The 18,488-nt window shown below is 70.6% G+C and carries 20 protein-coding genes and 1 pseudogene; 1 reads left to right on the top strand and 20 read right to left on the bottom strand.

The features are described 5' to 3' along the window. Positions 1 to 77: 77 nt before the first annotated feature. The 9 genes and pseudogenes from phnN to phnG all read right to left on the bottom strand — a co-directional run bounded on the left by phnN (position 78) and on the right by phnG (position 7,026). Positions 78 to 608: a phosphonate metabolism protein/1,5-bisphosphokinase (PRPP-forming) PhnN gene (gene phnN / locus BM228_RS00105; RefSeq protein WP_092036041.1), complete on the bottom strand. Its 531-nt coding sequence runs from the start codon at positions 606 to 608 to the stop codon at positions 78 to 80. Beyond that, on the bottom strand, positions 608 to 1,744 hold the full coding sequence (locus tag BM228_RS00100) for an alpha-D-ribose 1-methylphosphonate 5-triphosphate diphosphatase (RefSeq protein ID WP_092036039.1): 1,137 nt from the start codon (positions 1,742 to 1,744) through the stop codon (positions 608 to 610). The genes phnN and BM228_RS00100 overlap by 1 nt, the downstream gene beginning before the upstream one ends. 111 nt (positions 1,745 to 1,855) lie before the next feature. Continuing rightward, positions 1,856 to 2,560: a phosphonate C-P lyase system protein PhnL gene (gene phnL, locus BM228_RS00095; RefSeq protein ID WP_092036037.1), complete on the bottom strand. Its 705-nt coding sequence runs from the start codon at positions 2,558 to 2,560 to the stop codon at positions 1,856 to 1,858. After that, on the bottom strand, positions 2,557 to 3,330 hold the full coding sequence (gene phnK, locus BM228_RS00090) for a phosphonate C-P lyase system protein PhnK (RefSeq protein WP_092036035.1): 774 nt from the start codon (positions 3,328 to 3,330) through the stop codon (positions 2,557 to 2,559). Before phnK ends, phnL begins: the two co-directional genes overlap by 4 nt. Beyond that, positions 3,327 to 3,803 carry a GNAT family N-acetyltransferase gene (locus BM228_RS00085; protein WP_092036033.1) on the bottom strand — a complete coding sequence of 159 codons (477 nt, stop codon included), beginning with the start codon at positions 3,801 to 3,803 and terminating at the stop codon, positions 3,327 to 3,329. The genes phnK and BM228_RS00085 overlap by 4 nt, the downstream gene beginning before the upstream one ends. Beyond that, positions 3,800 to 4,651: pseudogene (locus tag BM228_RS00080) on the bottom strand (alpha-D-ribose 1-methylphosphonate 5-phosphate C-P-lyase PhnJ); the annotation flags it as partial. The gene BM228_RS00085 and the pseudogene BM228_RS00080, both read right to left, overlap by 4 nt. A gap of 155 nt (positions 4,652 to 4,806) precedes the next feature. Beyond that, positions 4,807 to 5,907 carry a carbon-phosphorus lyase complex subunit gene (locus BM228_RS00075; RefSeq protein ID WP_092036032.1) on the bottom strand — a complete coding sequence of 367 codons (1,101 nt, stop codon included), beginning with the start codon at positions 5,905 to 5,907 and terminating at the stop codon, positions 4,807 to 4,809. Between the two features lie 55 nt (positions 5,908 to 5,962). Further along, positions 5,963 to 6,556 carry a phosphonate C-P lyase system protein PhnH gene (gene phnH / locus BM228_RS00070; protein WP_092036031.1) on the bottom strand — a complete coding sequence of 198 codons (594 nt, stop codon included), beginning with the start codon at positions 6,554 to 6,556 and terminating at the stop codon, positions 5,963 to 5,965. Positions 6,557 to 6,558: 2 nt separating this feature from the next. After that, positions 6,559 to 7,026, bottom strand: a complete 468-nt coding sequence (gene phnG, locus BM228_RS00065) for a phosphonate C-P lyase system protein PhnG (RefSeq protein WP_092036029.1) — start codon at positions 7,024 to 7,026, stop codon at positions 6,559 to 6,561. A 79-nt stretch (positions 7,027 to 7,105) separates the two neighbouring features. Between phnG and phnF the strand changes: the two genes are divergently transcribed. Then, positions 7,106 to 7,849 carry a phosphonate metabolism transcriptional regulator PhnF gene (gene phnF, locus BM228_RS00060; protein WP_092036027.1) on the top strand — a complete coding sequence of 248 codons (744 nt, stop codon included), beginning with the start codon at positions 7,106 to 7,108 and terminating at the stop codon, positions 7,847 to 7,849. 6 nt (positions 7,850 to 7,855) lie between these two features. Here phnF and phnE (BM228_RS00055) read toward each other — a convergent pair whose 3' ends face one another. The 11 genes from phnE (BM228_RS00055) to BM228_RS00005 all read right to left on the bottom strand — a co-directional run. Continuing rightward, positions 7,856 to 8,725, bottom strand: coding sequence for a phosphonate ABC transporter, permease protein PhnE (gene phnE, locus BM228_RS00055; RefSeq protein ID WP_092036025.1), 870 nt, complete (start codon positions 8,723 to 8,725; stop codon positions 7,856 to 7,858). Continuing rightward, positions 8,722 to 9,612, bottom strand: coding sequence for a phosphonate ABC transporter, permease protein PhnE (phnE, locus tag BM228_RS00050; RefSeq protein WP_092036023.1), 891 nt, complete (start codon positions 9,610 to 9,612; stop codon positions 8,722 to 8,724). The genes phnE (BM228_RS00055) and phnE (BM228_RS00050) overlap by 4 nt, the downstream gene beginning before the upstream one ends. A 7-nt stretch (positions 9,613 to 9,619) precedes the next feature. Further along, on the bottom strand, positions 9,620 to 10,546 hold the full coding sequence (gene phnD, locus BM228_RS00045) for a phosphonate ABC transporter substrate-binding protein (protein ID WP_092036021.1): 927 nt from the start codon (positions 10,544 to 10,546) through the stop codon (positions 9,620 to 9,622). 135 nt (positions 10,547 to 10,681) lie between these two features. Next, a complete protein-coding gene (phnD, locus tag BM228_RS00040) occupies positions 10,682 to 11,608 on the bottom strand; it encodes a phosphonate ABC transporter substrate-binding protein (protein ID WP_092036019.1) in 927 nt (308 codons plus the stop codon). An 87-nt stretch (positions 11,609 to 11,695) separates the two neighbouring features. After that, positions 11,696 to 12,625: a phosphonate ABC transporter substrate-binding protein gene (gene phnD / locus BM228_RS00035; protein WP_092036017.1), complete on the bottom strand. Its 930-nt coding sequence runs from the start codon at positions 12,623 to 12,625 to the stop codon at positions 11,696 to 11,698. Between the two features lie 131 nt (positions 12,626 to 12,756). Continuing rightward, a complete protein-coding gene (gene phnD, locus BM228_RS00030) occupies positions 12,757 to 13,686 on the bottom strand; it encodes a phosphonate ABC transporter substrate-binding protein (RefSeq protein ID WP_092036015.1) in 930 nt (309 codons plus the stop codon). A gap of 121 nt (positions 13,687 to 13,807) precedes the next feature. Beyond that, positions 13,808 to 14,656 carry a phosphonate ABC transporter ATP-binding protein gene (phnC, locus tag BM228_RS00025; RefSeq protein WP_092036013.1) on the bottom strand — a complete coding sequence of 283 codons (849 nt, stop codon included), beginning with the start codon at positions 14,654 to 14,656 and terminating at the stop codon, positions 13,808 to 13,810. 122 nt (positions 14,657 to 14,778) lie between these two features. Beyond that, positions 14,779 to 15,411: a DapH/DapD/GlmU-related protein gene (locus BM228_RS00020; RefSeq protein WP_092036011.1), complete on the bottom strand. Its 633-nt coding sequence runs from the start codon at positions 15,409 to 15,411 to the stop codon at positions 14,779 to 14,781. After that, the gene (locus BM228_RS00015; RefSeq protein ID WP_092036009.1) at positions 15,404 to 16,090 is read right to left on the bottom strand and encodes a DUF1045 domain-containing protein; all 687 of its coding nucleotides are present in this window, start codon (positions 16,088 to 16,090) and stop codon (positions 15,404 to 15,406) included. Before BM228_RS00015 ends, BM228_RS00020 begins: the two co-directional genes overlap by 8 nt. Before the next feature lie 25 nt (positions 16,091 to 16,115). Continuing rightward, positions 16,116 to 17,264, bottom strand: a complete 1,149-nt coding sequence (locus BM228_RS00010) for a ceramide glucosyltransferase (RefSeq protein ID WP_092036007.1) — start codon at positions 17,262 to 17,264, stop codon at positions 16,116 to 16,118. Positions 17,265 to 17,496: 232 nt separating this feature from the next. Then, positions 17,497 to 18,488, bottom strand: a 992-nt coding sequence (locus tag BM228_RS00005; RefSeq protein ID WP_139234026.1) for an autotransporter outer membrane beta-barrel domain-containing protein, incomplete at its 5' end; no start/stop codon positions are given.

The following is an 18,488-nucleotide window of genomic DNA, read 5'->3' as shown; positions in this document are numbered from 1 at the left end:
TAACCGGCACGCGCCCTTTCTGTTTTCGACGCAACAACCGGCATGCCCGCTTCCGCCCTCGGCCCGCGCGAAAGGACCTAGCAGGCGCGCAGATGCGCGATCAGCCGAGCCGCCGCTTCGTCCGGCGTGCCGGTGTTGAGGATGGCGAGGTCGGCCCGGACCCGGGCTTCCCGGGCCAGGCGCGCAACGAGGTCGCCGTCCGCCGCCCGGCCCCGGGCGGCGATGCGGCTGGCCAGGACCTCCGGCGGTGCCGTAACCTCGACGACGCTGACCGGCAGGCCGCGTCCCCGGGCCTCCTCGACGATCCGCCGCGAAACGTTGCAGACGACCACACGCCCGCCGGCGGCGAGATCGGCGGCCTGCGCGGGAATCGCGTAGCCGAGCCCGTGGGCGCGCCAATGCAGGGTGAAGGCGCCGGCCGCGCAGCCGCGCGCGAAGGCGGCCGGGTCGATCTCGTCATTGTCCTCGTCGCCGGAGGGCGGCCGGGTCACGAGGCGCCGGGGGAAGACGTAGCGCGGGTCGCCCGCGAGCGCCGCCCGGGCCAGCCGGATCAGCGTATCCTTGCCGGCCCCGCTCGGGCCGACCACGAGGACCAAGCAGCCCGCCATCAGGCGACCCGCAGGCCGGCGCGCCAGACCTTCCGGACCACCGGCACCCCTTCGGCGCGCTGAACCCGCACCAGATCGGCCCGCAGGCCCGGCTGCAGGGCGCCGCGGTCAGTCAGGCCGGCGGCGCGGGCGGGATTGACCGTCACGGTGGCGAGGGCCTGCGGCAGTGAGATCGCCGGGGCCTGCTCGGGCAACAGGAAGGCCGCCATCAGCAGGCTCGCCGGCACGTAATCCGACGACAGGATGTCGAGATGGCCGGCCTCGGCGAGCGCCAGGGCGGCGACGTTGCCGGAATGCGAGCCGCCGCGGATCAGGTTCGGGGCGCCCATCATCACGGTGATCCCGCGCCCATGCGCGGCCTCGGCCGCCTCCAGGGTGGTCGGGAACTCGGCTAGCGCAACCCCCTCGCCGGCCGCGAGCTCGACATCGGCCAGGGTGGTGTCGTCGTGGCTCGCCAGGGGAATGCCCATCTCCTGCGCGAACTGGACCAGGGCCGGACGGTTGCGGCCGTTGAGGGCTTGGCCGTCCCGGATCTTGCGCTCGGTGTTGGCCCGGACCTCTTCCAGCGTGCGGCCGCCCCGCGTGGCGTAGGTGTAGTACTTCTCGATGTCGCGGAACTGGCGCTGACCCGGGGTGTGATCCATCAGCGAGATAAGGCCGATCGGATAGCGCGCCTTGAAGTCCGCCACCGTGTCGAGCACGTCCGCGGAGGGCAATTCGCAGCGCAGATGCGTGAAGTGCTCGGCCCGGAACAGGTTGCTGGCGCGCGCGGTCTCGATCGCCGCGGCGAGCTGCGTCAGCTCGGAGCCGAGGCCGCTGCCGTCGGGGTCGCTGCCGGCGCGGAGCGAATCGAACACCGTGGTGATGCCCGAAGCGGTGATCTGCGCGTCGTAGGCCAGCACCGCGCCGAGGGGATGCCAGCGAACCTTGGGCCGGGGCGCGAAGTGGCTCTCGAGATGGTCGGTGTGCAGCTCGATCAGCCCGGGGATCAGATGGTCACCGCCGAGGTCGAGGCCGCGCTCGGGCGCGCGCCCGGTGCCGATCTCCGCGATGCGGCCGTCGCTCACGGCGAGCCAGCCGTGCTCGACCCGGTCCGGCAGGACCAGGATCGCGTTTTCGAGGATCAGGTCGCTCATCGGAACTCCTCTGGAGCATCGTCCCGAAAGGTGGCATCCGGCTTTCGGAAAAAGACGATGGGAATCAAAAGTCTAGCGCGTCGTGCCGGCTCCGATATCCGCCACGACGCGCTAGGCTGCCCGGGCTTGCGCGAAGCGCATCACGTCGACGATTCGCGTCGCCACAGCATCGCGCATCTCGCTGTCGTGGAAGATGCCGAGCACGCCGGCGCCGGCGGCCAGCTTCTCGCGGACGAGCTCGGCCACCACGGCGCGGTTGCTGGCATCCAGCGACGCGGTGGGCTCGTCGAGCAGGAGCAGCGGCCGGTCGGCGATCAGCCCCCGGGCGATGTTCACCCGCTGCTGCTCGCCCCCCGAGAAGGTCGCGGGCGGCAGGCTCCAGAGTCGCTCGGGCAGGTTCAGCCGGGCCAGCAGGTTTTTTGCCCGTGCGCGGGCCTCATCCTCGGACAAGCCGCCCTCGCGGCCGGCGGCCTCGACCACGTCGAGGGCCGACACGCGTGGGATCACCCGCAGGAACTGCGACACGTAGGCGATGACCCGCGCCCGCAGGGACAGCATGACCCGCGGATCGGCCCGCACCACGTCCACCACGGCGTCCCCGTCGCGGACCAGGATCGCGCCGGCATCGCAGCGATAGTTGCCGTAGGCCATTTTCAGGAGCGAGGACTTGCCCGCTCCCGAGGGGCCGCCGAGCACCACGCACTCGCCCGGCGCCACCGAGAGGCTGACGCCCCCCACCACGGGAAGTACGACGCCGCCGCGCAGGTGCAGGGTGAAGCTCTTGGCCACATCCTGGAAGGTCAGAAGCGCGGTCATGCGACGAGCACCGAGGAGACGAGGAGCTGGGTGTAGGCGTGCTCGGGGTCGTCGAGCACCCGGTCGGTCAGGCCGGTCTCGATCACCCGGCCCGCGCGCATGACCATGATCCGGTGCGACAGCAGGCGGGCCACCGCGAGGTCGTGGGTGACGATGATCACGGCGAGCCCGAGCTCGGCCGAGAGCCGCCGGATCAGGTCGAGGAGCCGGGCCTGAACCGAGACGTCGAGGCCCGAGGTCGGCTCATCCATCAGCACGAGGCGCGGGCCGGTGACGAGGTTGCGGGCGATCTGCAGGCGCTGGCGCATGCCGCCGGAGAAGCGCGTGGGCGGATCGTCGATCCGGTCGGCGGCGATCTCGACCCGGCCGAGCCAGTCGAGCGCCTGCCCGCGGATGCGGCCGTAATGGCGCTCGCCAAGCCCCATCAGGCGCTCGCCGACATTGCCGCCGGCCGAGACCGTCATGCGCAGGCCCTGGGCCGCGTCCTGGCGCACGAAGCCCCAATCGGTGCGCATCAGCGCCCGGCGCTCGGCCTCGCTCAGACCGGCGAGGTCCCGCAGCACGTCGTCGCGCATCCGGTAGGAGACCGTCCCGGCATCCGGGGCGAGCTCGGTGGCGACGAGGGAGAGCAGCGTCGACTTGCCCGAGCCGGACTCGCCCACGATCGCCAGTACCTCGCCGGGATCGATGTCGAACGACACGTCGGCGCAGGCGAGGCGCGTGCCGTAGCGCTTGGTCAGGCCGCGGACCTGAAGCAGGGGCTCGCTCATCGGGTCACCTCTGCGGCGTCTGGCACGAAGGGCGGATCAAGGCGGAAGCTGTAACCGTAGCGCTCGAAGCCGAGGCTCTCGTAGAAGGCGTGCGCCGGCTTGGCGTCGACATTCGAGGACAGGGCGAGCTTGTAGCAGCCCCGGGCCTGGGCGAGGCGGAACGCCTCCCGCATCATCGCCCGGCCGAGACCGCCGCCGCGATATTCGGACGAGACCACGACGCTCTCGACGAGGGCCGACGGCATGCCCCAATGGGCGATGTTGTCGAGGATGACGAGGCAGAAGGTGCCGACGATCGCGCCATCGACCTCGGCGACGTACAGCCCGTAATCGGGATAGGCCGTGACCATGCGGTCGAGGAGCGCCTCGGCTTGCCCAAGGGTCGCCACCCGTCCGCCATTCAGCTCGGCGTAGAGAGGGAGGATTGCGGGGAGGTCGGGCCTTCCGGCCCGGCGGACCGTGAGACCGGTCATACCGCCTCTCCCGTGCCGACATGGCCGTCCGCGCGGCGCCCCTCGCAATGGTCGGTGTCCGAGCAGACGAACATCCGCCGCCCGGCATCGTCGAGCAGCATCTCGTCGAGATAGACGCCCTCGGCACCGCACAGGGCGCAGGGGTGTTCGAAGCGCTGCACCCGGAACGGGTGGTCCTCGAAATCGAGGCTGCGCACCGACGTGTAGGGCGGCACCGCGTAGATGCGCCGCTCGCGCCCCGCCCCGAACAGCTGGAGCGCCGGGCTGTGGTCCATCTTGGGGTTGTCGAATTTCGGCGTCGGCGACGGGTCCATCACGTAGCGGCCGGCGACCTCCACCGGGTAGGCGTAGGTGGTGGCGATGTGCCCGTGGCGGCTGATATCCTCGTAGAGCTTCACGTGCATGGACCCGTACTCGGCCAGCGCGTGGAGCTGGCGGGTCTCGGTCTCGCGCGGTTCGAGGAAGCGCAGGGGCTCGGGGATCGGCACTTGGTAGACCAGAATTTGGCCCTCCCGCAGGGGCGTCTCCGGGATGCGGTGCCGGGTCTGGATGATCGTGGCCTCGGTGGTGCGGGTGGTGGTGGCGACCCCCGAGGTGCGGGCGAAGAAGCGCCGGATCGAGACCGCATTGGTGGTGTCGTCGGCCCCCTGGTCGATCACCTTGAGCACGTCCGCGCGTCCCAGGACCGCCGCCGTGACCTGCACGCCGCCGGTGCCCCAGCCGTAGGGCATCGGCATCTCTCGGGAGGCGAACGGCACCTGGTAGCCCGGCACCGCGATCGCCTTGAGGATCGCCCGGCGGATCATCCGCTTCGTGCCCTCGTCCAGATAGGCGAAATTGTAGCCGGCTTCGGAGGGTGTACGCCCTCTCTCCTCCCCCTTGCGGGGAGGAGCCGGAGGTGGGGGTGGTGCCGAACGGGGCTCAGTGGTGCCTTCTGCACCACCCCCACCCCTGCCCCCTCCCCGCAAGGGGGAGGGGAACAGCTCGTGTGTGCCTGTCGCGCTCATTCGGCCGCCTCCTGCACGCTGTCTGAGTCTCGAAAAAACTCGGCGCGCAGGCGCCGGACCAGCTCCAGCTCCGCCTGGAAGTCGACGTAGTGGGGCAGCTTCAGGTGCTCGACGAAGCCGGTGGCCTGGAGGCTGTCGCAATGGGCCAGCACGAATTCCTGGTCCTGGGCCGGGCTCGCCACAGGCTCGCCGAGCTCCTCCGCCCGCAGCGCCCGGTCGACCAGGGCCATGGCCATCGCCTTGCGCTCGCTCTGCCCGAAGGTGAGCCCGTAGCCCCGGGTGAACTGCGGCGGCGCCGTCCCGGAGCCCTTGAACTGGTTGACCATCTGGCACTCGGTGAGGCGGATCCGGCCCAGCGGCACCGGGAAGCCCAGCTCCTCGGGCACGAAGTCCACCGCCACCTCGCCGACCCGGATCTCGCCCACGAACGGGTGGGTGCGGCCGTAGCCGCGCTGAGTCGAGTAGCCGAGGCCGAGGACGAAGCCCTCGTCGCCCCGGGCCAGGGCCTGGAGGCGCAGGGCCCGGTCGGCCGGGTAATCCACCGGCTCCCGAGTGAGGTCGCCCACGGGGGCGCCGTCATCCGGGGGCGAGGGCTCGATCAGGCCGTCCTGGGCGAGCAGGTCAGTGACCCGCGGGCAGGTGCCGGCATCGTCGCGGGGCTCGGCCTCGGCGGCGGGCTCGGTCTCGCCCTCGGCGGCGAGGGCAAAATCGATCAGCCGGTGGGTGTAGTCGAAGGTCGGTCCGAGCACCTGGCCGCCGGGCAGGTCCTTGAAGGTCGCCGAGACCCGGCGGGCCACCGCCATGGCGCCGGTATCGACGGGGGCGGAGGCGCCGAAGCGCGGCAGCGTCGTCCGGTAGGCGCGGACCAAAAAAACCGCCTCGACCACGTCGCCGCGGGCCTGCTTGAGGGCCAGCGCCGCGAGGTCGGGATCGTAGAGCGAGCCCTCGGCCATCACCCGGTCGACAAGGAGCGCCATCTGCTCGCGGATCTGCGCGACGGTGAGTTCCGGCACGGCCGGGTCGCCCCGGCGGGCTTCGGCCAGCAGTCGGTGGGCGTTGTCGATGGCGGCCTCGCCGCCCTTCACGGCCACGTACATGGTTATCTCCCTGACCGCGTGATGATCTCGGAAAACCGGATTCCACTTTTCCGCATCACGCTCGGCCCTCGGTGACGGCGGTGGAGCGGGGGAGCCCAGCGACGCGGCCGGGGGCGGTGAGGATCAGGTCGAGCCCAAGGGGGAAGCCCGAGCGGTTGGCGGCGAGCTGCGCGACGAAGCTGTCCGGCTGGGGCGCGAGGGCGATCCGCGCCGTGCCGTCGATGCCGGGGCCGGTGAGGCGAAGCCCCTCCCCGCTCGTGAGCGCATCGAGGGCGAACACCAGCGTGGTCGCGGTGTCGGGATAAGCCGGCGTACCTTGCGCGAACCGGGCGAGCGGCGGGCAGCGCGCCGGATCGCGGATGAGCGCGAAGGCCGCCTGGGCCGGGCTGTCGGTGAGCGGCGCCCCGGTGTGGAAGCGCAGATAGGCGGCGACCTCGGGCACGGCCGCGAGGCCGGCATCGAGCCAGACCGGCGTGTCGGCATCGGTGAGCGCCAGCGCGATGGCGGCGAGTTCCGGGGTCAACGGCGCCGGAGGGTTCAGCCCGGCCTCGAGGCGCTGGGGCAGGCCGGGGCGGGCCAAGGCATCCATCACCGCGCGGAACGTGCCCTGCGCGTCGTGGACCGGATCGGCGAATCCGGGTGCGAGCATGCTCAATCCTCCCCGCGGGCCAGCGTCAGGAAGTCGACGCGGGTGGCGGCGGTGCGTCGGGCCGCCCGATAGCGGGCCGCTTTGGCCTTCTCGGCGGCGGGCTGCAGTGCGTCCTCGACCCGGGCGCGCCGGGCCGGGTCCTGCCAGAGGGCGTCGAGGGTGGCGGCGAGCCGCGCCTTCGTCCGGTCGCGGCCGAGATGGTAGGCGAAGCCGGTGGCCCCGTCCGGCAGCCGGATCGCCGCCCGGGTCACGCTGACCTCACCGAGGTTGAACGGGCGGCCATCGCCGCCGATCCGGCCCGTGGCCATCACCAGCCCGGTCTCCGGCGGGCGCAGATCCTCCGCAGCCGGGGCTTCGAGCGCCTGCAGAGCGGCGTCCAGGTCGTCCCGGCTGGCATCGGCGCAGAGCGCCATCACGGCCTGCCGGGCCGCGACCTCCTCGGGTCTCAGGTGATGCGGGCTCGTCGCCATCGCGAATCCCTCTGTCGCGCTATTGTCTAGTCGTGTAGACAACTAGCGCACCGGGCGCAAATGAAGTTTGGATGACAGCATGGATGCACAGGAGCAGGCGCCGGGCCTCGTCCGGGGCGAGGGGCTGACGGCGTGGCGGCAGATCGCCGACGCGCTGACCGCCGACATCGCGGCGGGGCGCTACGCCCCGGGCCAGCAGATGCCCACCGAGGCGGCTTTGGCCGCGCGCTTCGCCGTCAACCGGCACACGGTGCGGCGGGCGCTCGCCGCCCTGGCGGAGAGCGGCCTGGTGCGCGCCAGCCAGGGGCGCGGCACCTTCGTGGAAGAGGCGCCCCTGGCCTACCCGATCGGCCCGCGCACCCGCTTCTCCGAGATCGTCACCGGGGCGGGGCGCGAAGCCTGGGGCGATCTGCTCGCCTCCGCCACAGTCCCGGCCGGCCCTAAGCAGGCGGCGGCACTGGCGATCGAGCCGGGCGCGCCGATTGTCGAATTGCTGACGACCCACCGGGCGGACGATGCCCCGATCTCGACCGCGCAAACCTGGCTGCCCTTGCCCCGCTTTTCCGGCTTCGCCGCGGCCTATGCCGAGCGCGGCTCGATCACCCGCGCCTTCGCGGCCTGCGGGGTCCACGATTACACCCGGCTCTCGACGCGGATCCGCGCCCGGCCAGCCGACGCCCAGGAGGCGGAGCGCCTCGACATCGCCCCGGGGCGGGTGGTCATGGTGGTGTCGAGCGTCAACATCGACTCCGCGGGTGTGCCCATCCAGGCGAACCGCACCCTGTTCGCCGCCGACCGGGTCGAGCTGGTGATCGGCGGCTGAGGTCGCTCAGCGCGCCGCCGGGCCGATGATCGCCCGGCGCAGGCGGGTCGAGACCCAGTCGATCGCCGCCACGGTGGCGAGGATCATCAGGACCAGGAAGGCGACCTGCTTCAGCTCCAGGACGCGGATCAGCTCGGTGAGGTACTGGCCGATGCCCCCCGCCCCGACGATGCCGATGATCGTGGCCGAGCGGGTGTTCGATTCGAAGAAGTACAGCACCTGGCTCGCCAGGACCGGCAGCACCCCGGGGATCAGCCCGAAGCGGATGCGGTGCAGGGCCGAGCCCCCCGAGGCGACGACGCCCTCGCCCGGCCGCCGGTCGCAGGTCTCGATCGCCTCCGAGAACAGCTTGCCGAACGCCCCGAAATCCGCGCTCGCGATGGCGAGCATGCCCGCGAACGGGCCGAGGCCGACGACGTTGATCCAGATCAGCGCCCAGATCAGCACGTCGACCGAGCGCATCACGTCGAGGCTCCGGCGCACGGCGAAATGTGCGAACGGGTTGGGCACGACGTTGCGGGCGGCGAGCAGCGCCACCGGAAAGGCCAGGATCGCCGCCGTGAGGGTGCCCAGGAAGGCGATGCCCAGCGTCTCGCCCAGCGCGTGCACGAAGGTGCCGAGATGGCCCTCGGGCGAGGGTGGCAGCATCAGCAGCGCGAAGGAGCCGAGCCGCCCGAGCCCGTTGAGGATCCGCGCCGGCGACATCTCGAATTGCCAGACGCCGAAGCCTGCAAGCCCGATCAGGCCGCCGAGGATCAATCCGGCGTGCAGGCGCGCGGCCCGATCCGTCCGGAACTGCGCCGGATAGCGGGCGCGCAGGCGGGCGAGATCGGCCCGGGCCTCCGCCCGCAGGGTCTCGGAGCGGGGGCTGCTCATCGGGCTTCCTCGGTGCCGGTCAGCCGGTACCGGACTTGCTCGGTGGCGAGGTCGATACAGACGACGGTGAGGATGATCAGCCCGAGGATCGCGCTGACATCCGCGTAGTAGAAGCTGCGGATCGCAGCCAGGAACTCCTGCCCGATGCCGCCGGCGCCGACGAAGCCCAGCACCGCCGCCCCGCGCACGTTGATCTCGAAGCGCAGCAGCGCGTAGGAGGCGAAGTTCGACAGGACCTGCGGCAGCACGGCGAAGCGTACGGTCTCGATCCAGCTCGCACCCGAGGCCGACAGGCCCTCGACCGGGCGCATGTCGATATTCTCGACCACCTCGGAGAAGAGTTTCCCCAGCGCGCCCGTCGTGTGGACCGCCAGGGCCAGCACGCCGACCATCGGACCGAGGCCGAAGGCGATTACGAACAGCAGCGCGAACACCACGTCCGGAATCGTGCGGCACACCTCCAGGAAGCGCTTGGCGAGGAAGCGCACCACGGGCGACCGCACCAGGTTGGCGGCGGCGACGAAGCTGAGGGCGAAGCCCGCGACCGCCCCGAGCAGGGTGCCGAGATAGGCCATCAGCAGGGTCTCGCCGAGCAGGGCGAGCCAGCCGGGCAGGCCCCAGTACCAGGCGCGCACGTCCTCCAGCGGGTGATCGAGGCCGATCGGCGGCCAGATCTGCTCGAGATAGGCGGTGAACTTGCCGATATTTTCCGCGAAGACTAGCGGCCGCACCTCCGCGGCGAGCCCTGCGAGGAGTGCCAGCACGGCCAAGACGGCAAAACTCGCGAGCGTGCGGCGGCGCGCGCTACGGCTCGCCGCCGCGTACAGGCCGGAGAGGGCGGCTGCCCGCTCCGGCGGCAGGGGTGTCAGGCCGCGCAAGGTCCGCATGCCCGGATCAGGATCTCTTGCGCTGTGCATCATTGAACTTGAGCATGCCGATGACCGGCTCGTAATCCGCCGCCGTCGCCGGCGTGAGATCGAGATCCTTGCCGTCGGACAGCCGGTCGAAGGCGGCCTTGTCGGCCGTCGGCAGGGCGATAAGGGCCTCGCGGATGCTGGCCTTCAGGTCGGCCGGCAGGGTGGACAGCACGGCGTAGGCATCCCCGGGCAGGGCGTCTGACTTGAACACCACCCGGAAATCCGCCTTCTGCATCGGCGTGCCGTCCACCTTCTTGAGCATGCCCTTGGTGAGCATGCGGGTCAGGTGGCTGTCGGTCTCGGAATTCCAGGCATTCGCGGCCGCGTCGGCGGTCCCCTGGATCAGCGACAGCACAGCGTTCTCGTGGCTGCCGGCGTAGAACGTCTTGCCGAAGAACGTGTCGACGTCGTAGCCGACTTTATTCAGGAAGAAACGCGGTGCCTGGTTGCCGGAGGTGGAGTTCGGGTCGACCAGGGCGAGGCTCTTGCCCTTGAGGTCTTCGACGCCCTTGTACGGGCTCGAGGCCAGCACGTAGACCACCGAGTAGTAGCCCGCGGTCCCGGTTTCGTGCTTCGGGCTCACGAGCGGCTCGATCTTCACGCCGGTCATCACGGCGCGGGCGTACGAGGCGGCACCGTAATAGGCGAGCTGGATGTTGCCGGCCCGCTGGCCCTCGATCACCGCGGCGTAGTCGCTCGCAACCCGCAGCTTCACCGGCACGCCGAGGGCCTTGGCCAGGTAGCTCGTGAGCGGCGCATAGCGATCGGTGGTGCCGGAGGCGTTCTCCATCGGGATCACGCCCAGGCTCAGCTCCGGATACTTGGCCTTCCAGTCCTGGGCGGCGGCCGGCAGGCCGAGGAGGGCGAGCGCCGCGGCGGCGAGCAGGGTACGTCGGGGGATCATGCCATCGTCTTTCGATCGGAGCGGGCCGGCGGCACGCGCGGCCGGCTATGCCCGTCCCGGCCGGTCAGACTGCAGGGCCGGGACGGATACGCGCGGCGGAAGCCGGCTCGCGCAGAGGCGACGCGGGTCTTCGGATCAGGACTTCTTGCGCTCTTCGTCGTTGGATTTGAGCATGTCGATGATCGGCTGGTAATCCTTGAGCGTCACCGGGGTGAGGCCGAGATCCTTGCCGTCCGAGAGCCGGTCGAACGCCGTCTTGTCGGCCTTCGGCAGGTCGACGAAGGCCTGCCGGATCTTGGCCTTCAGGTCGTCCGGCAGGCTCGCCAGCACAGCCCAGGGACCTTCCGGCAGGAAGTCGGACTTGAACACGATCCGGAAGTCCGACTGCTTCATCGGCGTGCCGTCGGCGGACTTGACGATGCCCTTGGTGAGCATGCGCGTGAGGTTGCTGTCCGTCTCGGAGTTCCAGAAGTTCGCGGCCGCGTCGGCCGTCCCCTGGGTCAGCGCCAAGACGGCGTTCTCGTGGCTTCCCGCGAAGACGGCCTTGCCGAAGAACTTGTCGACGTCGTAGCCGGCCCGCTTCAGGAAGTAGCGCGGCGCCTGGTTACCCGAGGTGGAATTCGGATCGACCAGGGCAAGGGTCTTACCCTTGAGGTCCGCCACGGTCTTGTAGGGGCTGGAATTCAGTACGTAGATCACCGAGTGGTAGCCCGAGACGCCGGTCTCGTGCTTCGGGTTCACGATCGGCTCGACCTTCACCCCGGTCATCACGGCGCGGGCAAAGGAGGCCGGCCCGTAGAACGCGACGTGGATGTTGCCGGCCCGCTGGCCCTCGATCACCGCCGCATAGTCGCTGGCGACCCGCAGTTTCACCGGCACGCCGACCGTCTTGGTCAGGTAGTTCGCCAGGGGAGCGTAGCGGTCGGTTGTGCCGCTGGCATTCTCCATCGGAATGACCGCCAGGGTCAGCTCCGGATACTTGGCCTTCCAGTCCTGGGCGGCGGCCGGCAGTCCGAGGAGGGCGAGGGCCGCGGCGGCGGCGAGGGTGCGGCGGGTGATCATGGTGTGGTGCTTCCTCTGTATGGCGTGCCGGTTCGGCCGGCTTGCGGGTCGGAGGCGGCGAGCCGCCGCCATCGGGCAAGGCCCAGTTCAGGTGCGCTTGCGCGGCTCGTCGTTGGCCTTCAGCATGTCGATGACCGGCTGGTAGTCCTTGAGCGTCACCGGGGTGAGCCCGAGATCCTTGCCGTCGGAGAGCCGGTCGAACACCGCCTTGTCGGCCTTCGGCAGGTCGAGGAAGGCGCGGCGGATCTCGGCTTTCAGGTCTTCGGGCAGGCTCGCCAGCATGGCGAACGGCCCCTCCGGCAGGAAATCGGATTTGAACACCACCCGGAAGTCCGATTGCTGCATCGGCGTGCCGTCGGGCTTCTTCAGCAAGCCCTTGACGGCCATGCGGGTGACCATCGTGTCGGTCTCGGCGTTCCACAGGTTGGCGGCGGCGTCCGCCCTGCCCTCGGTCAGGGCCAGCACGGCGCTCTCGTGGCTGCCGGCGAAGAAGGTCTTGCCGAAATGCGTGTCCACGTCGTAGCCGGCCCGCTTCAGGAAGAAGCGCGGCGCCTGGTTGCCCGAGGTCGAGTCCGGATCGACTAGGGCGAGGGTCTTGCCCTTGAGATCGTCGAGCGAGGCATACGGGCCGGCGGCCAGCACGTAGATCACCGAGTGGTAGCCCGAGACGCCGGGCTGGTGGATCTGGGTGACGATCGGCTGGATCTTCACCCCGGTCATCACGGCCCGGGAGAACGAAGCGGCGCCGTAGAACGCGATATGGATGGTGCGGTCGCGCTGGCCCTCGATGACCCCGGCGTAGTCGCTCACCACCCGCAACTTCACCGGCACGCCGACACGCGTCGCGAGATACGCGGCGAGCGGCGTGAACCGATCGAGCGTGCCGGCCGCGTTCTCGTTCGGGACCACGGCCAGGGTCAGTTCGGGATACCGGGCCTTCCAGTCCTCGGCGACCGCCGGCAGGGTCAGGAGGATGAGCCCCGCCGCCGCGGCGGCGATGGTGCGTCGGGTGATCATCGGGCGGTCCTTCGTCGGTGCGGTGCGGAAGATCGGCGGGGTGCCCGGTGCGTGAGACGGCCTCGACGCGAAGACAGGCTGTCGGAGGCAGGGCCGTTCGCGTCTCGGCACCCCGTCGATTAAGGCCAAGCTCAAATGTGCTTGCGCTCCGGTTCGTTCAGCTTCAGCATCTTGATGACGAACTGATAGTCCTCGAGCTTTACTGGGGTGAGATCGAGATCCTTGCCGTCGGAGAGACGATCGAACGTCGCCTTGTCGTTCTGGGGCAGGTCAAAGAACGCGTTGCGGATCTTGATTTTCAGGTCATCTGGCAAGCTCGCCAGCACGGCGTAAGGTCCTTCCGGCAGGAATTCGGACTTGAACACCACGCGGAAATCCGATCGTTGCATCGGCGTGCCGTCGGGCTTCTTCAACATGCCCTTGGTGATCATGCGCGTGACGTTGCTGTCCGTCTCGGAATTCCATAGATTTGCGGCCGCATCCACGGTGCCCTGGGTCAGCGCCAGAATGGCCTTCTCGTGGCTTCCGGCGAAGAGAACTCTGCCGAAGTGCTTGTCCACGTCGAAGCCGGCCCGCTTCAGGAAGTAGCGCGGCGCCTGATTACCGGTGGTGGAGTTCGGATCGACGAGAGCGAGAGTCTTACCCTTGAGGTCCGCCACGGTCTTGTACGGGCTCGAGGCCGGCACGTAGAGCACCGAGTAATTGCCAGCGAGGCCGGTCTCGTGCTTCGAATTCACGATGGGCTCGACCTTCACCCCGGTCATGACGGCGCGGGCGAAGGAGGCCGGCCCGTGGAACGCGATGTGGATGCTGCCGGCTCGCTGACCCTCGATCACCCCGGCGTAGTCGCCGACCACCCGCAGCTTCACCGGCACGCCGACGGTCCGGGTCAGGTAGGCCGCCAAGGGCGCGAAGCGGTCATGGGTGCTGCTGGCATCTTCGTTCGGGACCACGGCCAGGGTCAGTTCGGGATACGTGGCCTTCCAATCCTGGGCGGCGGCCGGCAAGCCGAGGAGGGCGAGGGCTGCGGCTGCGGTGGCGAGGATGCGTCGGGTAATCATCGGGTCGTCCTAAAGTCACTCTCTTGCGGTGGGTCGGCCATCAGCCCCATCGCCGGTCCGGCACAGTGTTTCCCGTCCGTCGTTGCTGGAGCGGCGAGCCCCGCACGCCGACAATCCCGGCTCAGGCACCGATGGCGGCCTCGCGGACGGGCTCGGCCGGCACGAGATCCGGCAGCCCCGGCAAGGCCGCGCGCTGCTCCGCCTCGCGCTCCGCGGAATCGTCCAGCACCTCGCCGGCCTCCAGGCCGTAGAGGCGGCGCGCCACCTCCTCGGTGAGGTCGAACGGGCCGCCCTCGAACACCACCCGGCCGGCAGCGAGCCCGACGAGACGATCGCAATAGGCGCGGGCGAGATCGAGGGAGTGCAGGTTGCACAGGACAGTGATGCCGTAGCGCCGGTTCACGGCGGCCAGCGCATCCATCACCAGACGGGTATTGCGCGGATCGAGCGAAGCCACGGGCTCGTCGGCCAGCAGGATCTCGGGTTCCTGCACGAGGGCCCGGGCGATGGCGACGCGCTGCTGCTGCCCGCCCGACAGGCCGTCGGCCCGCTGGCCGGCGAACTCGCCCATATCGAAGCTCTCCAGGGCGGCGAGCGCCATGGCCCGGTCTTCGTCGGACCACATCCGGAGCAGGGAGCGATGGGTCGGCACGTGGCTGAGGCGGCCCATCAGCACGTTGGTCATCACGTCGAGGCGACCGACCAGGTTGAACTGCTGGAAGATCATCGCGCAGCGGGTGCGCCATTCTCGCAGCGGCCGGCCCGTCAGGCTGGTGACATCGCGCCCATCATAGAGGATGCGGCCCGAACTCGGGTCGGCGAGACGGTTGATGAGTCGCAGAAGCGTCGATTTTCCCGCTCCGGAGCGGCCGATCACGCCGACGAAGCTGCCGCGCTCGATCTGCAGCGAGACACCATCCACGGCCCGGCGACCGCTGTACTGACGCGTGAGGTCCTCGACGACGAGCATAAACATCCATCCGCTGCGGAATGGCCGCAGCTAAACGCCCGTTCCACGACGATTGGATGACGAATACGATTCGAAGTCTTTAGTCGGCGCAGCAGATCGACAGCCCCGCAGCCGGTTTCTGTTTAGGTCCCGGCCCAGCTCGTGTACCGGTCCAGAAAATCCTCGATCGACAGCGCACGGAAATCCGGCAGCGCCCGGCGCAGGCGCTCGTGGTCCAAGTCCCACCAGGCGAGGCGTTCCAGGCGCTCGGCGATCGGCTCCGGAAAGCGGCGCCGCACCGGCCGGGCCGGGTTGCCGACGACGATTGTGTAGGCCGGGACATCCCGTGTGACGATCGCCCCCGCCCCGACCACCGCGCCGGTGCCGATGGTGCGGCCGGGCAGGATCACCGCACCGTGGCCGATCCAGACGTCGTGGCCGATGGTCACCGGGCTGGCCCGGCGGCGCTCGAAGAAGGAATTCTCGTCCGCTTCCTCGGGCCAGTAGGCATGGGCCCGATAGGTGAAATGCGCCTGGCTCGCGCGCTCCATCGGATGGTTGCCCGGGTTGATCCGCACATGGGACGCGATCGAGCAGAACTTGCCGATGGTGGTGTAGATCACCTCGCCGTCCTGGGCGATGTAGGAATAATCGTCGAGGACGGTCTCGGTCAGGCGCGTGCGGGCGCCGATCTCGGTGTAGCGGCCGAGGTGGCAGTCGACGATCCGGGCGCTCGGGTCGACCGCCGGCGTGAGGCCGAGATGCCGCTCAGCCATGGGCGGTCCCGAAGGGCAAGCGCGCCAGGAGCCGGAACGGCTCGGCCCCGTCCTGAGACAGCAGACACACGGCGTCGATCACCACGGGCTCCGGCCCGGAGGCCGCGTAGGCCTCGGTCAGGCGGCGCAGCCAGGCGGCGCGGTCGGGCTCCGGCAGGGCGTCGGTCAGCGTCATGTGGAACCGGAAGGCCTCGAAGACATACGGGTAGCCCCAGCGGGCCAGCAGCGCGCGGCCGCGGGGCTCGAGCCGCTCCGGGCGGCGCTTGGCGCGCTCGGCCTCCGAGAGCGGCGCCCGCAGCGGGTCGAGGGCGGCGACGCATTCGGCGGCGAGCAGGCCGAGCTCCGGCGGCGGTGCCTCCGGCACCAGGGCGAGGAACGGCCCGAGCGCGGCGACCGTCAAGGAACCGAGCGTCACCGGCGGGTGCCCGGCCGCGAGATCCCGGGCCATGGCGAGAAGGTCGGCCTCCTCAGCCGCCGGCGCGAGGCGCATCGGCGCCTTGAGGGTGGCGTGGAATCCGTAGATCCGGGCGCCGCCCGTGACGGCGGCGAGGTCGCCGAGCCCATCCGGATGAGGGACCGGGGCGCCGGCGGCATTGTCGTAACCGAGCACGGCATTGCCGAAGGCCGCCAGTCCCGAGCCGGGTGCTGGGAGCCAGTAGAGGGCGTAGCGGCGCGTCATGTCCCGGTCTCCGGCCTCCGCCCGGTCACGCCGTCGGCGCGCTGGCGCGGTCGACGCTCGCCCGGTGCGGGCGCACATCCATGGCGTTGCCGCGCCAGACGATGGCGCTCTGCACCCAAGCGCCGAGCCAGATCGCCGGGATCAGCGCGTCGCGCACCAGGAACGCCGCCCACATCCGCGGCCCGCGATGCCAGCCCGCGCGAACCGCGAGCCGGTCTTCGGCGCCATAGCACAGCCCGGCAAGCACGACAGCGCCCGCGAGGCCGGCGAGGCTGCCGGCCCAGAGCGCCACGAGGAGCGCCGGCAGCAGGACGCCGCTGCCGATCTCGGGGACGAAGAACAGAGGGAAGGTCACTCGCCGCAGCCGGGCCCAGCGCAGTTGCCGCGCCCAGACCTCGCGGAAGCCGCGCGGCCCGAGGGGCTGCTCGAACGGGCTCGCCACGAGATGGACGCGCTTGCCCGCCGCCCGCACCAGCTTGGTGGCAGCGGCGTCCTCGGCGATCTCGGAAGCCAGGGCCTGCAGGCCGCCCCGGGCCTCCAGGAAGGGCTTGTGCCAGAGCATGCTCTTGCCCTGCGCGAAGCCCAGGCCGAACGCCTCCGCCGCGTATTGCCAGCGCGCCTGCAGGGTGTTGAGGAAGGCGCATTCGACCTCGGCCATGAAGCTGCCCGGCCGGGCGCCCGCCGGGGTCGAGCAGACGAGGCCGGTCTCGTCCCGCCAGGACGCCTGAAGCCGCTGGAGGTAGTCCGGCGGCATGGCGACGTTGGAATCGGCGAGCACGACCCAATCATGCGCGGCGGCGCGCCAGCCGCGCAGGCAGTTGTTGAGCTTCGGATTGTCGCTGATACGCTCGTCGCCGAGGATCAGCCGGGCCGGCACCTGCGGGTGGGCGGCGATCAGGCGCTGCACCCGGGGCACGATCGGATCGTCCGGGTCGGCCACGCAGAAGATCAGCTCGTAGGCCGGATAGGCGAGGCGGAAGCTGCGGGCCAGCATCTCGTCGCTGAACGCCTCGATCCCGTGGAGCGGGCGGACCAGGGAGACGGGGGCGCCGGCCGGGAAGGTGGACGCGCCGTGGACCCTGCCGATGCGCCGGCCCGCGATCACGATGCTGGCGATCTGGACCAGGGCCAGGAGCGCGCCGAGGGACAGGGCCGACACCGTGGGGTCAATCATGCGGATCCCTCGTTCACGCTCGTGATCGGCCCGGCGCGCCCGCGCGCGCGTCGTATCAACGACTTAGCGCTTCGTCCAGGATATCGGAACCAGGACGGAGCGCTAAGCTTTTGTTTTTGCATCATCTTTTCCGAAAGGCGGGAACCACCTTTCGGGACGATGCGCTAGAGCCGCACCCGGTCGGGCGCGGCTCTAGCGGCCGGACGGCGTCAGTCGTGTGACAACGCTTCCCTCAGAACCGGAGGGTGAAGTTGCCCTTCACGGCCTGGTCCTGGGCGCGAGCGCCGACCTGGCCGGTATAGGCCACGCCCAGCGTCGCGTTCGGCGCCACCCGCAGGTCGAGCCCGGCGCCCGCCACCAGCGCGTCCCGGTCGATCGGCACGCCCGCGCTCAGGAAAGCCGGCCCGGTGCCGAAGCTCAGCAGCGCCGTCGGCACCACGTCCCCGAACGCCCGCCGGTAGCCGAGGAGGCCGTAGGCCTTCACCGGAAGCCCCAGGCCCAGATCCAGGCTGGTCTGCGCCCGAACCCCCGCGGTCACCGCGCCGAGGTCATAGTCGCGCGCGTAGCTCACCAGAGCCGCCGCGCCCCCGGTCTCGGCGAACCCGTCCCGCCGGATGCCGATATAGGCCGCCCCCACGAACGGCTCGATGTACGAGGACGCCACCTGCAGCGCCGGGCCGTCCTTCGACACGAGCGCGGCCGGCGCGCTCAGGGTGAACCGGTAGCCGATCTCGCCAAACCCCTGGACGGTGTGGCCGCCGCCATGGCCGGTCGGGCTGTCGGACAACCCGTAGAGCACGCTGCGCCGGGTGCGGGTGTCGGTGTCGGCGTAGAGCGCGCCGAGCCGCACCGAGACCGGGCCGAACTCGTAGCCGCCGTAGACGCCGCCGAAGCCGCTCTTGAGCGTCGCGCTCTCCGCACGCGCCCCGCCGCCCTGCCGGCCGGCGCTGTCGAGGAAGGTTTCGGTGTAGCCGCCGACCACGCCGAGCTTGAACCCGCCTGGCAGCCGGAGATCGGCGCCGAGCGCGAAGCCGGCGATCTGCCGGTCGAGGTCGAAGGCGTTGCCGCCCCCGCCCGCCGTGCCGAAGGCGCCGAAGCCCTGGCCCCAGAGCCCGAACACCTGCGGGTCCAGGGTCTGGACCGGCACGCTCGCCACCACCGGCGCCCGGCCGGGCAGGTCGGCAGCGTAGGCCGCCGGCACGCGGGTGCCGTCGAGGCCCGCGG

Origin of the sequence: Methylobacterium pseudosasicola, from assembly GCF_900114535.1 — a bacterium.
GTDB classification, from domain to species: domain Bacteria; phylum Pseudomonadota; class Alphaproteobacteria; order Rhizobiales; family Beijerinckiaceae; genus Methylobacterium; species Methylobacterium pseudosasicola.
Note: the sequence above shows the minus strand (reverse complement) of the source record. Positions and strands in the feature narration are given on the sequence as shown.